This is a genomic window from Noviherbaspirillum aridicola, assembly GCF_019656455.1.
GTDB lineage: Bacteria > Pseudomonadota > Gammaproteobacteria > Burkholderiales > Burkholderiaceae_D > Noviherbaspirillum > Noviherbaspirillum aridicola.
This window is the reverse complement of sequence record NZ_BPMK01000020.1, coordinates 23,576-37,779: the sequence shown is the minus strand read 5'-3', so window position 1 is coordinate 37,779 and position 14,204 is coordinate 23,576. Positions and strand designations below refer to the sequence as shown.

Genomic DNA, 14,204 nt, shown 5'->3' with positions numbered 1-14,204 from the left:
GCGGACGGAAGCGGCGCGGCGATGGCGGTCATGTCGGATCATGCGTGGCCGGGGGCGGGAGGAGAAGGCGGCCATTGTAGCGACTCTGCGGCCGACGCCGCCGCGAATTCCGCCGCGAAGCCTGCCGTCGACTCGCGCAGCGCCGCGATCACGGCCGCGCGCAGCGCCCGCCACGGCGGCCCGCCCGCCAGCACATGCCGCTGATTGATTTCGAGTTCGATGCCGAGGTAATGCGCGGGGCCGAAGCGCTGGCGGAGATAGGTGGTGAAACCATCCGCCGTGCCGGCGTAGGGGTAGTTCATTCTTACCCGCATCCCCGGCGCATGGCCCGCCAGGCTTTGCCGCCAGCGCCGGCAGAGCTGCGCCTCCGGTTCGCGCGAGGGGTCGTACAGCAGGCCGATGTCGGCGTTGCGCACCACGCCGTTCAGCTGCGGGGTGAAACTGTGGCAGGAGACGTGGATGACGCGCCGCCCGGCGGCGATCTTCTGCCCGGCCAGCGACTCGAGCTTCGCGCGATAGGGAAGGTAGTAGCGGTGCAGGATTTCCTTGCGCACCTCGGGCGCCGCGGCGCGCGAGGCTTGCGACCACAGGCCGGGATGGTGGAGCGAGCGGTTCAGGTCGACCAGCAGCCGGCTGACGGTGGACGCCAGGAGCGGGGCGTCGAGGGCCGCCGCCATCTCGCGCGCCACGCGCAGCGCGCCGAAGTCGGCGCCCCGGTGCGTGCGCAGCAGCGCCTGGTGGGCCAGGAACAGCTCCCGGTACCGCGAGGGAATGCGGTTGCCGCCATGCTCGCAGCTGACGAGGATGGCGACGGTCGGCGTACTGGCCGCCTTACTGGCCACCTTACTGGCCGCCATCATGCCGGCGCCGCGCCTTGCATGGAATCGCCACGCGCGGCAGCGGTGATTCGCGCCAGCTCGTGGCCGTCCGGCACCGCGAAGGCGTAGCGGCTGCGCGCGGCGCGGGGCAGGGGCGTCACGCCGTCGCGATCGAAATCGTCGGCGACTTCCCTGTACTCGTAGGGCGCCACCTCGCGCGTAAGCCTGAGCACCCCGTGATCCGCCGAAGCTTCGTCGAGAAAGGCCGCGCGCGCATCCTCATCGAGCAGGTGCACCGGAATCTCGACGCACAGGTGCCGTTCGCCGCTCAGGTCGGCCTCGAGATAAAAGAGGGCGCCGCCGAGCTTGCGCATCTGCAGGCGCCAGCTGCCGGGTGCGGCTGCCGCCGCCACCGGCGTGCGGTAGAGCATGCGGTCGACATTGCGCCGGCTGCGCGCGATGGCCAGTTCGAGCGGTGAGTCGGCGCCCCGCATCGGATCGCGCCCGGACGCGGCCGGCCCATGCAGTGCCGGATGGAACAGCCGGTGAAGCGGACGATTCTCGAAGGCGGCGCGCGCCGTGATGCAGCGCAGGAAGGCACCCCGGTCCGGCCATCGTCCCGCCCGCACGCCCGCTTCCGCCGCCGTCTCGATCACGTTCGCATAATGCCGGACGACGTGGCGCAGGTTTTCATTCACGCGCTGACGGGCCTCATCCGCGCTGGCCACCGCATACTTGCTGACCGCCGCCCGGGCTCGCCAGCCCGTGCTGACCGCCGCCTGGCCTGCCGGCGGGGGACGGAAGTCGAGCAGCGCGAAGAGCCCTTCCTCGGTCAGCACCCGCCGCGATCCGTCGGTAGTGTCGAACGCCGTCTCCGCCAGCTCGCGAAACAGCCGGAACGGGTCCGCCACGGCGGCGCCGGTCGCCTCGTCCCATTTCTCCCGCGCGTTCCATGCCTGCCCGCCGCGGAAATAGCGGCCGATGCGGCGCAGGTGCTTGGCCAGCGGGCGGGCGGCCTCGGGCTGCTCGTTCAGCACCTGCCTGGCCGTCGCCTCGGGCAGCCCGAGGGCCGCCAGGGTGACGACATCCTTGGCCTCGCGCCATGCGGCGGCCCACTCCCGTTGCAGACGCAGCGGCTTCGCGACGATTTCGGAGACGGCCCGGTGTTCGCTGCCGAAGATGCGCGCATCGACCAGCCAGATGTTGTGCCTGGCATGCCGGACGAGCGCCGGGAGCGACCAGGTGAACAGCGGCGCGCCGCGCGGCTGCGCGGTGAAGGTGCCGAAGTCGAGCGCGGTCCCGGCCAGCCCCATGTTGGATTCGTCCAGCGTGCCGTGCAGCAGGCCATGCCGGCGCATCCTCGCGGCCAGCACCGCGTGCGAACCGACGATGCGTTCTCGCATCGCCCCGGGGCCGTCGCCGAACATGCGCTGCATCGCGCGTTCCATCGCCCCTTCGTCATAGCGCCGCGGCTTGCCGCCCCAGGCTTCGGAGACGAAGTGCGCGGGCCGCGGCGGCATGCCGACGCGGATGATCAGCGCGCCCTCCGAGCGCGAGCGTTCGGCGTCGTCCCGCCGCCAGTCTTCGCGCGGCACGAGGACCGCCAGCACCCGCGTGCTCATGCCGCCCGCGATGTCGGCGAATGCTTCGCCGGCGGCGGCTTCGACCAGCGCTTCTTCCAGGTCGGCCCGGCCGTCCCCGTGGGTGTGGCCGGTCGGGCCGAGGCCGGTTCGTCCCGCCCCCTTGCTGTACTCGCCGCCGGGCAGAAAAACCGCGCGGCCCGCGCCCCGGGTGTCGTCGTTGGCCACCCGGTAGCGGTCCGCGCGGCCGAACGCCGCCGGCGGCCCGGCGCGCCCATTGAACAGCAGGTCTTCATCGACCACGTAGCCGCAGCGTTCGACGATCGCGTTCTCAAGCCCGGGTGTGAGCACGGCGTCGCTCCAGTCGACGTCGGGCTCGATCTCCTGCAGCAGGTGCCGGTTGAACCAGGCCACCCTGGCGTTGATGCGGCGCAGCGGCACTTCCTTGAAAGCTCTGGAGTCGAGAATGTCGAGCAGGTTCGCGGTTCTGGCGCCGGCGGGCGCGGCGGCGTGATGCAGCGCGTGCGAGGGCGGCAAGGCATGGGGCGGCTGGCGGCGGACGGACATTTCCTGCAGCAGTTGCCGTTGCAGTCTCGCTTCGCCCGCCCGCGCCGGCGGCGGACTCCCGGTGCGCGGCGGCAAGCTCGCCGGCGCCGCCACGGGTTGCATGGGGACGGCGGGAGGCGACGGTTCGGCGGGAGCGGGACGCGGCCGTCCGCCGCACAGGCCGAAGCAGGATGTGATCAGGGATCGCATGGGGATGAACGGAAAAGAGGGCGGCCTTCGCAGGGCGGGCCGGCCGGACGCCGGTGCGCGATGAGTGGGTGCCGGGGCCGTCCGGTTCCGTGCAGGGTGACACGCGGGCCGCGCATGCTGCGGCGGGCGAGGAAACGGTCGCGCTAGCACGGCAGGAACAGGCTTCCCGTACGCAGACAGTCGCACAGGGACCGGTACACCCCGTCGATGCGCGCGGCATCCGGGGCCGGCCCGAGACGCTGCAGCAGCCGGCGGGCGAGCGGTCCGTGCTCCAGCTGCACGCGCAGCGCCTGCGCCCAGGGGCCGCCGTCGTCGAGCAGCGGGCCGGCGAGATGGCGCCACAACTCCCCGGCGCTGCACTGCGCCCGCGGGTAACCGAGCAGGGAGAGATACAGCGCATTGTCGATGTGCGCCTGATCAGCGTCGCGCATGCAATCCTGAAGCATGGCGGCCAGCGCCCCGGTCGGAATGTCCTGCTGGCGCGCGAGCTGGTGTTCGCCGGCTTCGTAAAGCGCGCGCACGGCGTGGCAGCAGGCGGCTGCCACCGCGAGGTCGGCCTGCGGACATTCCTGGGTATCGATCACGCGGATCTCGATGGCGTTGCGGGAAAAGCGCGCGATCGCGCCGCGGGAATTCAGCCATTCATGCCGCAGCACGCCCTCCGGATCGTGCGGCGCGATCGCGTCGTACATTGGCGCCAGGATGGCGGCTTCGTATTCATTCCGGCTGGCGACGGTTTCCGGCACCACCAGCCCGGCGATGCAGGGAATGTCGTCCGCGTTGTCGCAATACACGCGCATGCGGTAGTCGGCCCAGCCGGTGAGGCGGCCCTCGGCCAGCGGCGAGCTGGCGGCGAGCGCGGGCAGGATGGGCAGCACCAGGCGAATCGCCGCATGCAGCCGCGCGAACTGCGCATCGTCGGCGAACGGCAGATTGACATGCATGCTTTGCAGATTGGCCCAGCCGTGACTGCGGCTGTCGAAGATGCGGTCGTAGGCGCGGTAGATCGCTTCATTGCCGTGCGGCCAGAGCACGGTCTCGACGCGCGGATCCATGCGGGGATGCATGGCGCCGGGCATCAGGCAGGCGCCGAGCGGAGCCAGCCGCGCGTTGATCTCGTCCACCTCGCGCTGGAAGGCGGCGGGAAGGGTGTCGAGCGAGGCGGCGGGCCGCAGGTTCTTGACCTCGATCACATGCAGCACCAGCTCGTTGGACCAGCCGAGCGCGCCGCCGGCCGGCCCGCCCGTGCCTTCCCGGTCGAGCAGGCGGTCGGCGAGCGGCCGCACCGCCAGCGTCTCGCGATCGACGATCATGTATTCCAGTTCGATGCCCACGCCGGCGAACGCGGGCAACGGTTTGTCGTCCTCCTTCATGCGCTGCTCCCCCTGCCGGTCTCGATGCGCTTGCGGAACACGCCCATGACTTCCCGGTACAGGGCGTCAGACAGCACCGCGTCTTCGTTGCCGGCGTCGACGTTCGGATTGTCGTTGATCTCGATGACCACCACCTGGCCGCCGACCTGCTTGAGGTCGACGCCATAGAAGCCGTCGCCGATCAGGTTGGCCGCCTGCAGGGCCGTGCTCACCACCTCGTCCGGCGCCTCGCCGATCGACAGCGCTTCGGTGCGGCCCTCGCAGACCTGCTGCGGTTCATGCTTGATGATCTGCCAGTGGCCGGGCGCCATGAAGTACTTGCACACGAACAGCGGCCGGCGGTCGAGCACGCCGACGCGCCAGTCGTATTCGGTGGGCAGGAATTCCTGCGCCAGCACGAGTTCGGAACTGCGCAGCATGTCTTCCACCTTGCCCGGCAGGTCCTGTTCGTTTTCCACCTTGACCACGCCGAGCGAGAAGGCGCCGTCGGGTTGCTTCAGGATGCAGGGCAGGCCGAGCGCCGGCACGATGTGGTCGATGTTGCCGCGGTGGACCACCAGGGTCCTGGGCGTGGGAACGCGGTGGCGGCCGAGCAGTTCGTTCAGGTAGATCTTGTTGGTGCAGCGGAGGATGGAGTCCGGATCGTCGATCACCACCATGCCGGCCTCGGTCGCCTGCCGCGACAGCTGATAGGTGTAATGGTCCACGTTGGTGGTGGCGCGGATGAAGAGGCCGTCGTACTCCGTCACGCGCCGCGCGTCGCGCCGGGTGACGAGTTCGGTGTCCATGCCGACCAGTTCGGCCGCCTCGCGGAACTTGCGCAGCGCTTCCTGGTTGGACGGCGTCTCGCTGTCGCCCGGGTCGTGCAGGATGGCGATCGTCGGCTTGCGCGCCGCCGGCGCGCTGCCCCGTATGCGATGCTCCTTCAGGTAGTCCGCCGCCGCCTGCAGGGCGATCGCGCGGTGCGCCTCCGGCAAGGCGCACACGCTGCCCGCCTCGATGCGGCACAGCAGCCAGTGGCTGCTGCCGCGTTCGAAGCGGGCATGCAGCACCGGCGACTGCAGCAGGTCGAACAGGCGGGCGCACAGATGCGGATGGGCGCCGTGCGCGTCGCGGCCGAAGTAGATGTCCAGGTCGACCACGTCTTCCCGCGTCAGGGCGAAGGAGCAGTCCGGCAGGGTGCCGAGTTTCTCGCCGACTTCCTGCAGCAGCGAGGCCGAATGCAGATCCTTCATCACGCCGACGCCCGGCACCGGATGATGGCCGCGCGCTTCCGCCAGCAGGCTCACATAGTAGCCGGCGGTCTGGTATGCATAGCTGCGGCAGAGATTGATGACGCGTGCCGTGGCGGTATCGCCGCAGGCCGGATCGAGCAGATAGCTGCGGTCGGAAATGACGGTCACGCCCGTCATGTCGGCCGGCCAGTCGCCCGGGTCGCTGACGACGAAGAAGACGTTCATGGCGCCTTCTCCCGCGGCGCGCGCCGCCGCGGATAAATCACGAGCAGGTTGGCATCGTGGGTGACGATGCCCAGCAGTACGGCATTGACCACGCGGTCCACGCTGAGCCAGTACGCCTGGCTTTCCGCATACGGATTCTGTTGATAGGGGTCGACCACCAGCACCTCGCGGCGCTCGCTGTCGTAGCCGGCGATCACCACGAAATGCCCCGACGGCTTGCCGCGCACGTCGTCCGGCCTGTCGTCGGGGCCGTACTCGCGCGCCACCCGGTACAGATAGGTGGAGCTGAGCCCGGTGATGATCGGCAGCCTGCGGCGCAGGATGCCGCGGATCAGATAGCGCGACAGGTCGAGCAGCCTGAGGCGGCCGCCGAGCCTGAGGAATTCCAGATAGCCTTCCGTCGCGTGCCGCAGCCGCGGATCGTCCTTGACCTCGGCCTGCTGCCGCAGCCGCAGCCCGATGTCGAATCCGCGCTGCGTGAACCAGGTCGGATCGAACACCGTCAGGTTGTAGGTATAGATGGTGGCATGGTAGCCCCGGCGCAGCGCGTCGCAGGCGAGGAACACCGCGAAGGTGCCGCCATGCTCGAGCCGCCCGGTGCGGCCGATGATGTCGCGCAGCGACTCGTCGCCGCCCCAGTAACGGTACACGGAGTGCAGGCAGGTCGGGCCGCAGGTGGTTTCGTCAGGTTGCGGCAGTATCCTGAACGGCAGTTCCAGGCGTGTCTTGTGTGCGGACATGGCATCGGATGAACGGAAAGCAACGACATGGGCGGCGCCGGGCGCGCCTCGCGCCATGCTATGAGCATTTTCGGTGCCAGTGCCCGCCGCACGGGCGCCGCGCGCGCGCCGCGTGCGGCTCGTGTAAAACTTGCCGTGGCGTGCAAGCAGCGCGACCGCGCCATGATGTGATGCAAGGCAAAGCGGGCGCGCGGCCGGGCACGGATACTGCACCAGACACGGCGCATCATTCGGTGCGCGCATCCCCATCTCTTACGCCAGCATGACAAGAACAACCGACCGCGCCGGGCGCCCGGGCCAGCCTTGCCTGCGCCGGCGCCGGACCCGCTGACATGAACGCCAATACCGACTTCCCGTCCGCGCCGGTGCCGGCGCCCGAGCACATGGCGGCGCAGGCCGAGCAGACGCAGCGTCTCGCCGATCCCGCGCAGGCGGCCGCCAGCGAAGCCGCCGCGACGGTCGCGGCGGCGCAGGAACTGAGCGACAGCCGCTTCCTCCGGCGCACGCTGCTGGTGACCGGGCTGTTCCTGTTCACCGGCCTGACGCTGACCATGTTCTGGTATGCGAGCGACGTGTTCCTGGTCCTGTTCGCCGGCATCCTGATGGCCGTGCTGCTGCGCGCGCCGACCAACTGGCTGTCGCGCGTGACCGGCGTGCGGCCGGGCGTCGCGCTCGGCGCCACGATCGCAACGCTGGCGCTGATGGTGTTCATCCTGGTGAGCCTGTTCGCGCGGCCGATGGCCGAGCAGATCGGCCAGCTGATCGAAACCCTGCCGCAGGCGATGGAGCGCGCCGAAGAGTGGATGGGCAACTACCGCTGGGCGCGCCCGCTGCAGCCGCTGCTCGCGGAACTGGCGAACCTGCGGCTGGACAGCCAGCTGCTCGGCCGCGCTTCCGGCCTGATCACCTCGATCGGCTCGGCGGTCGGCGGCCTGGTGGTGGTGATCTTCATCGGCATCTATCTCGCCGCGCAGCCGCGCCTGTATCAGCGCGGCGTGATGCATCTGCTGCCCCGCCGCGCGAGGCCGCGCGCGTATGAAGTGATGGATGAGATCGGGCGCGTGCTGCGCGCCTGGCTGCTCGGGCGCCTGGTGACCATGGTGGTGGTCGGCATCGCGGCCGGCATCGGCCTGTGGTGGCTGGAGGTGCCGCTCGCCTTCACGCTGGCGGTGATGACCGGCCTGCTGGAATTCGTGCCCTACATCGGGCCGATCCTGTCGGCCGGGGCGCCGATGCTGATCGCACTCAACCTCGATCCCGAGCTGGCCTTTTATGTCGCCGTGCTCTACATCGGCATCCAGACCGCGGAAAACTATCTGCTGTCGCCGCTGATCGAGCAGCGCGCGGTGGCCCTGCCGCCCGCGCTGGTGGTGTTCTCGACGCTGCTGCTGGCGGTGCTGGCCGGTCCGCTCGGCGTGCTGCTGGCCTCGCCGATCACCGCCACCGGCATCGTCGCGGTCAAGCTGCTGTATGTGGAGGATGTGGTGGAGAATCCGAGCAAGACCTGAGCGCCAAGACGCGCGATCCGCGCAAGAAGTTCAGGGTGCGGGGTACGCAAAGCAGGGCAGGCCGGGATTTCTCCCGGCCTGCCCGTTTTCCTTTCCGAAGCAGCGATGCTTACTTGTTCTTTTCTGCCGAGCCCTGGATTTTCTCGCCACCGCGCTCGATATCCTTGCCCATGCCGGACATGGTGTTGCAGGCGGCGAGGCCGAGGGTGAAAGCCAGGATGCTGAAGACGGAGATGATTTTTTTCATGATTCTTCCTTTCACATTAGCGGTTGGGACGTTTTTCCTCTGCTGACGCTGCACGGATGCGCCGCTGAACGCACGCATGCCACTGCAACACTTTCTGCCGGATACTGCCCGCCTTGCCGTGCGGCCTTGCATGCAGGCACCCGTCATTTGTTAAGAGCCTTTCATCACGGCGACGTTCGATTGGTTGTTCGTCGTCAAATGCTTGCGGACGCCGCGCTTCAGCGGCGGCGGAACAGCATCCCGAGCAGCAAGCCGGCGCCGGCGGCCACTGCCATCGACTGCATCGGCTTTTCCTTCACATAGCCGGTGGTGGTTTCGACGCCGCGATTGATCTGCCGCGTCGCCTCGCTGGCGATGCCGCGCGCGGCGGACCGCACGGAACTGAACTTCGCCATCAGCCTGGCGTGGGCCTGCGCGAGTTCTTCATCGCTCAGGCCGGGTGAGCGTTCGACGAGCGAGTCGAGGTCATTCTTCAGGCTCGACAGTTCGCTGCGAAGCGCCGGACCGCTCTTGTGGCCGCCCGGCTTCAACTCCCTGAAGGTACTGTGGGTGGGCTGGCCGCCGCCCGCACTGCCGGAGGTGTCGCTGGAATCCATGATGCGCTCCTTGCCGATTCGTTGAACATGGTCGTCGCACCGCCCGGCCTGTAGCCGCGTGTGCTTGCGAAATCAGCAATCGCCGTGCCAGGCAGTAAATGCCGCGCAAGGCTTGCCATGCGATTGAATGAGGGAATGGCCCGGAGCTGCGCCGCAAGAACTTTTGCATTGAGGCTGTAATTTCTGCAAGCAGCGCCACACGGAAATGAAGGAGCGCTTGCCATTATTGCCGTAGGGAAACATAATCCGGGAGTTTCCTTGCAGGAGAGGCGTCACATGTCCAGCAACTTCGGTCCCGATGAAGCCCGGGCCTACATGCACCAGCTGTTGAAGGCGATGTTCCAGCAGGGCGGGTCGGACCTGTTCATATCCGCGGATTTCCCGCCGAGCATGAAGCACCAGGGCAGCATGAAAGCGCTGAGCCAGCAGAAGCTCAACGGCGACATCACCCGGCTGCTCGCGCAATCGCTGATGAACGAGAAGCAGCGCAGGGAATTCGAGGCGGAACTGGAATGCAATTTCGCCATTTCGCTGCCCGGCGTGTGCCGCTTCCGCGTCAACGTCTTCATCCAGCAGCAGCAGGTCGGCATGGTGATCCGCACGATCGCGGCCGAGATCCCGAGCTTTGAAAAGCTGCAGCTGCCCGAGGTGCTCAAGGATGTGATCATGACCAAGCGCGGCCTGGTGCTGGTCGTCGGCGGCACCGGTTCGGGCAAGTCGACCACGCTGGCGGCGATGATCGATCATCGCAATGCGAGTTCGGCCGGTCACATCATCACGGTGGAAGACCCGGTCGAATATGTGCACAAGAACAAGTCCTGCCTGATCACGCACCGCGAGGTCGGCGTCGATACGCTGTCCTGGCATCACGCGCTCAAGAACACGCTGCGCCAGGCGCCCGATGTGATCCTGATCGGCGAGATCCGCGATACCGAGACCATGGAGCATGCGATCGCGTTCGCCGAGACCGGGCATCTCTGCCTCGGCACGCTGCATGCGAACAATGCGAACCAGACCATCGACCGCATCATCAACTTCTTCCCCGAGGAACGGCGCCACCAGCTGCTCGGCGATCTGTCGTCGAATCTGCGCGCCATCATCTCGCAGCGCCTGGTGCGGACCGAGGACGGCAAGGGCCGCCGCGCGGCGATCGAAATCCTGCTCAACACGCCGACCATCGCCGAGCAGATACTCAAGGGCCAGTTCCACGCGCTCAAGGAGACCATGGCCAAGTCGAAGGAACTCGGCATGCGCACCTTCGACCAGGCGCTGTTCGATCTGTACAACGCCGGCCACATCGGCTACGACGAAGCGATCCGCAACGCCGACTCCGCCAACGAGCTGCGGCTGCAGATCAAGCTGCGCGGCTCGCGCGGGGCGCAGGCGGGCGACGGCGGCGGTTTCAACCTCGCGCTCGACGAGGAAAAAGAGGACGAGGGCGAAGAGCAGAAGTAGCGCAGCCACGCGCGCAGGGAGAATTGGCTAAGATAGCGGCTCTTTCCCCCGCTGCGATCTCCCATTCATGCCCCTCCAGAACGACGCGACCACGATACTCGTCGTCGAAGACGACGATCACATCGCCCAGGTGCTCAGTTTCATCCTCGAGCGCCAAGGCTACCAGGTCATTCTTGCCACGGACGGCCTGAAGGCGCGGGAACTGATCGAAAGCCGCGACCAGCCGCCGTGCCTGGTGCTGCTCGATGTGATGCTGCCGTATATCGACGGCTTCGAGGTGGTGCAGATCGTGCGCGCGCGCGCCGGCTGGGAGAACACGCCGGTGGTGATGCTGACCGCCAAGACGATGGAACAGGACATCGTGCGGGCGCTCGATGCCGGCGCCAACGACTATATCGTCAAGCCCTTCCAGCCCAGCGAACTGCTGGCCCGCATCCGCCGCTTCCTGCGGGGCAGGGCATGAGGGCGCTGCTCGGCGCGGCGGCGCTGCTGGCGGCCGCCTGCGTGCAGGCGCAGGGCAATACCAGCATCGGCCTGCGCGCGGGCGTGGAACGCCTGTCCAGCGACAGTCCCGACTGGCAGGAGCGCAGCCTGCATCTGAGCCACGCCTTCGGCAAGCGTCACCTGCTCGACGCGGCCGCCACGCGCACCGAACGATTCGGCCTGGACGATAACCAGTTCGCGCTCGGCTACGCGGTGCCGCTGACGGAACGGCTGACCGCCACGCTCGATGCCAATGTCAGCGATACCCACCGGGTGCTGGCGCGCCATGCCTACGGCGGCGTGCTGCAATATGAATTCGCGCCCGCCTGGCTGGTGCACGGCGGCGTGCGCAGCACCCGCTACAACGATGTGCGCGTCAACCAGGGGCTGCTGATGCTGGAGCGCTATGTCGGCGCGTTCAGCTGGGCGCTCGGCTGGCGTCCTGCGCGCGCCTTCCGCACCACCGCCCATGGCATCGAGCTGCGCGGCGGCTACTACTACGGCGAGCGCAACTCGGCGGCGCTGATCCTCGCCGGCGGCAAGGAGGCCGCCAGCATCGGCGGCGAGGTGGTGCTGACCACGCTGCGTTCGGTGGCGCTGACCGGGCGCCACTGGATAAGCGACGACTGGGCCGTGAACTGGAGCGCCGGCCGCACCCGCCAGGGCGACTTCTACAGCCGGAACGGAATCAATCTTGGCCTCCAGTACACTTTCTGATCCCTTCCTGTTCTTTGCTTTCTGGACCGGCATGGCGGCGCTGGCGCTGACGCTGCTGCTGGGCGCGCAGATCGTCTGGCTGCGGGTTTCGCTGCGCCGCGCCGAGCGGCGCGAAAAACAGGTGATCGCGCGCTGGCGGCCGCTGGTGACCGCGATGCTCGCCGGCGAGCCGCCCGCGCACCTGCCCGCGATCCGTCGCCGCGACCGGCTGGTGTTCCTGAAGATGTGGATACACCTGCATGAATCGCTGCGCGGCAGCGCCACCGACGCGCTCAACCAGATGGCCTGCCGGCTGCGCTGCGACGAGACCGCGCTGCGCCTGCTGCGCCGGCGCAACCGCGCGCACCGCCTGCTCGGCATCCTCGCGCTCGGCCACCTGCGCGCCGCCGCGGCCTCGGCCGACCTGCTGCGGCTGTCCCGTTCCGGCGACAGTACGGTGTCCGTCAAGGCGCTGTGGGCGCTGGTGCAGATCGATCCCGCCTTCGCCGCCGCGGAAACCATGGCCGGCCTGATCCGGCGCGAGGACTGGCCGCTGCCGCAACTCGCCGGCATCCTGCAGGAAGCGCCGGAGGCCTGCACGCCCGCGCTGGTGGCGGTGCTGCGCGAGACCGGCGGCGAGCATCTGCCGCGCGCGCTCGCGCTGGCCGAGACGCTGCGCATCGCGCTGCCGCCCGACCTGGCGCGCGATCTGCTCGCGCATCCGTCGACCGAAGTGGTGATACACGCGATGCGCGTGGCCGCCACGCCCGCGCTGCTGGACGCGGTGCGCGCCAACGCCGCCCATGAGGACTGGCGGGTAAGGGTGCAGGCGGCCAAGGTGCTCGGCCGCATCGGCAGGCAGGAGGACGCGGAACGCCTGCGCGGACTGCTGCACGATCCGCAGTGGTGGGTGCGCTACCGTGCCGCGCAGGCGCTGGTCGCGCTGCCGTTCATGAACGGCGACGCCCTGCGCGCGCTGCGGCAGGACATCGGCGACCGCTATGCGCGCGACATGCTGGCGCAGGTGATGGCCGAGAAAGGGATGGCGGAATGAGACAGCTGATCGTCGACTTCGTGACCTGGCTCGTGCTGTGCTATTTCATCCTGCTCAACGGCGGCTACCTGCTGCTCAACTTGCTGTCCATCGTCTCCCTCCGCCGCAAGTCGCAGGAAAGCATCCTCGACGACCTGCCGCAGGTCTACTCCGGGCTGGAGCCGCCGATCAGCCTGCTGGTGCCGGCCTACAACGAGGAGGCGACGATCGCCGCTTCGGTGCGCTCCATGCTGCAGCTGCAGTATTCGGAAATGGAAATCATCGTCATCAACGACGGCTCGAAGGATGGCACGCTCGACGTGCTGAAAAAGGAATTCGCGCTGCTGCCGTTCCCCGAAGCTTACCGGGTGCAGATTCCGACCGCGGCCGTCAACGGCATCTGGCGTTCGACCCGCTATCCCAACCTGCGGGTGATCGACAAGCAGAACGGCGGCAAGGCCGATTCGCTCAATGCCGGCATCAATGCCTCGCGCTATCCGCTGTTCTGCGGGGTGGACGCCGACTCCATCCTGCAGCGCGACAGCCTGCAGCGCCTGGTCAAGCCCTTCCTGCGCGACGGCAGCGTGGTCGCCGCCGGCGGCACGGTGCGGGTGGCCAACGGCTGCGAGGTGCGCGGCGGCTTCCTGACCCGGGTCGGCCTGCCGTCCAACCTGCTGGCGCTGTTCCAGGTGGTCGAGTATCTGCGCGCCTTCCTGTTCGGGCGGCTGGGCTGGTCGGTGATCAACGGCATGCTCATCATTTCCGGCGCCTTCGGCCTGTTCCGCAAGCAAACGGTGATCGAGGCTGGCGGCTACCGGCCCAACACCATCGGCGAAGACATGGAACTCGTGATGCGCATGCACCGGGTGCTGCGCGCGAAACGCCGGCCCTACCGCATCGAGTACGTGCCCGACCCGGTCTGCTGGACCGAGGCGCCGGAAGACCTCGCCACGCTGCGCAACCAGCGCATCCGCTGGCAGCGCGGTCTGTCCGAGAGCATGGCCGCGAATTGGGGGCTGCTGTTCTCCCGCAACGGCGGCACGCCCGGCTGGGTCGCGTTCCCCTTCATGCTGCTGTTCGAATGGCTGGGGCCGCTGGTGGAGCTGGGCGGCTATCTGTTCATGATCTTCGCCTTCCTCTTCGGCGGCGTGTCGTGGCAGGCTTTCTGCGTGTTCATGTTCGTCGCGCTCGGGCTCGGCATCCTGCTGTCGGCCTCCGGCCTGCTGCTGGAGGAAATGTCCTTCCATATCTACCCGCGCGGCGCGCATCTCGTGCGCCTGGCGCTGATCGTCGTGCTCGAGAATTTTGGCTATCGCCAGCTCAACACCTGGTGGCGCCTCATCGGCCTGTGGCGCTGGATGCGCCAGAAGGAAGCGAGCTGGGGCGCGATGACGCGCAAGGCGAGCTGGCAGCGAAAGGCCTGAGATGCGCATCTGCCTTCCCTTACTCATTGCCTTCG

13 protein-coding genes are annotated in these 14,204 nt (G+C 68.3%); 6 read left to right on the top strand and 7 right to left on the bottom strand.

The window, feature by feature from the left end; translation table 11 throughout:
• Nucleotides 1–38: 38 nt before the first annotated feature.
• From NCCP691_RS19075 to NCCP691_RS19055, 5 genes are all read right to left on the bottom strand, one after another.
• Entirely contained in the window at nt 39–860 is an 822-nt protein-coding gene (locus NCCP691_RS19075; RefSeq protein WP_238482504.1) for an N-formylglutamate amidohydrolase, read from the bottom strand.
• Nucleotides 857–3,154, bottom strand: a complete 2,298-nt coding sequence (locus tag NCCP691_RS19070) for a hypothetical protein (protein WP_220810159.1) — start codon at nt 3,152–3,154, stop codon at nt 857–859. Before NCCP691_RS19070 ends, NCCP691_RS19075 begins: the two co-directional genes overlap by 4 nt.
• 143 nt (nt 3,155–3,297) lie before the next feature.
• Nucleotides 3,298–4,527 (bottom strand): carboxylate-amine ligase, encoded by a 1,230-nt coding sequence (locus tag NCCP691_RS19065; protein ID WP_220810158.1) that lies wholly within the window; start codon nt 4,525–4,527, stop codon nt 3,298–3,300.
• Nucleotides 4,524–5,987 (bottom strand): RimK family ATP-grasp domain-containing protein, encoded by a 1,464-nt coding sequence (locus NCCP691_RS19060; RefSeq protein WP_220810157.1) that lies wholly within the window; start codon nt 5,985–5,987, stop codon nt 4,524–4,526. Before NCCP691_RS19060 ends, NCCP691_RS19065 begins: the two co-directional genes overlap by 4 nt.
• The gene (locus NCCP691_RS19055) at nt 5,984–6,727 is read right to left on the bottom strand and encodes a C39 family peptidase (protein ID WP_220810156.1); all 744 of its coding nucleotides are present in this window, start codon (nt 6,725–6,727) and stop codon (nt 5,984–5,986) included. The genes NCCP691_RS19060 and NCCP691_RS19055 overlap by 4 nt, the downstream gene beginning before the upstream one ends.
• Before the next feature lie 332 nt (nt 6,728–7,059).
• Between NCCP691_RS19055 and NCCP691_RS19050 the strand changes: the two genes are divergently transcribed.
• A complete protein-coding gene (locus NCCP691_RS19050) occupies nt 7,060–8,235 on the top strand; it encodes an AI-2E family transporter (RefSeq protein ID WP_220810155.1) in 1,176 nt (391 codons plus the stop codon).
• Between the two features lie 109 nt (nt 8,236–8,344).
• Here NCCP691_RS19050 and NCCP691_RS19045 read toward each other — a convergent pair whose 3' ends face one another.
• A complete protein-coding gene (locus NCCP691_RS19045; protein ID WP_220810154.1) occupies nt 8,345–8,482 on the bottom strand; it encodes an entericidin A/B family lipoprotein in 138 nt (45 codons plus the stop codon).
• A 218-nt stretch (nt 8,483–8,700) separates the two neighbouring features.
• Nucleotides 8,701–9,078, bottom strand: coding sequence for an ElaB/YgaM/YqjD family protein (locus NCCP691_RS19040; protein WP_220810153.1), 378 nt, complete (start codon nt 9,076–9,078; stop codon nt 8,701–8,703).
• 276 nt (nt 9,079–9,354) lie between these two features.
• Between NCCP691_RS19040 and NCCP691_RS19035 the strand changes: the two genes are divergently transcribed.
• The 5 genes from NCCP691_RS19035 to NCCP691_RS19015 all read left to right on the top strand — a co-directional run bounded on the left by NCCP691_RS19035 (nt 9,355) and on the right by NCCP691_RS19015 (nt 14,169).
• Nucleotides 9,355–10,533: a PilT/PilU family type 4a pilus ATPase gene (locus NCCP691_RS19035; protein ID WP_220810152.1), complete on the top strand. Its 1,179-nt coding sequence runs from the start codon at nt 9,355–9,357 to the stop codon at nt 10,531–10,533.
• A gap of 67 nt (nt 10,534–10,600) precedes the next feature.
• Entirely contained in the window at nt 10,601–10,996 is a 396-nt protein-coding gene (locus NCCP691_RS19030; RefSeq protein WP_220810151.1) for a response regulator transcription factor, read from the top strand.
• Nucleotides 10,993–11,733: a YaiO family outer membrane beta-barrel protein gene (locus tag NCCP691_RS19025; RefSeq protein WP_220810150.1), complete on the top strand. Its 741-nt coding sequence runs from the start codon at nt 10,993–10,995 to the stop codon at nt 11,731–11,733. The genes NCCP691_RS19030 and NCCP691_RS19025 overlap by 4 nt, the downstream gene beginning before the upstream one ends.
• On the top strand, nt 11,711–12,766 hold the full coding sequence (locus NCCP691_RS19020) for a HEAT repeat domain-containing protein (protein ID WP_220810149.1): 1,056 nt from the start codon (nt 11,711–11,713) through the stop codon (nt 12,764–12,766). The genes NCCP691_RS19025 and NCCP691_RS19020 overlap by 23 nt, the downstream gene beginning before the upstream one ends.
• Nucleotides 12,763–14,169: a glycosyltransferase family 2 protein gene (locus NCCP691_RS19015; RefSeq protein ID WP_220810148.1), complete on the top strand. Its 1,407-nt coding sequence runs from the start codon at nt 12,763–12,765 to the stop codon at nt 14,167–14,169. Before NCCP691_RS19020 ends, NCCP691_RS19015 begins: the two co-directional genes overlap by 4 nt.
• Nucleotides 14,170–14,204: the final 35 nt, after the last annotated feature.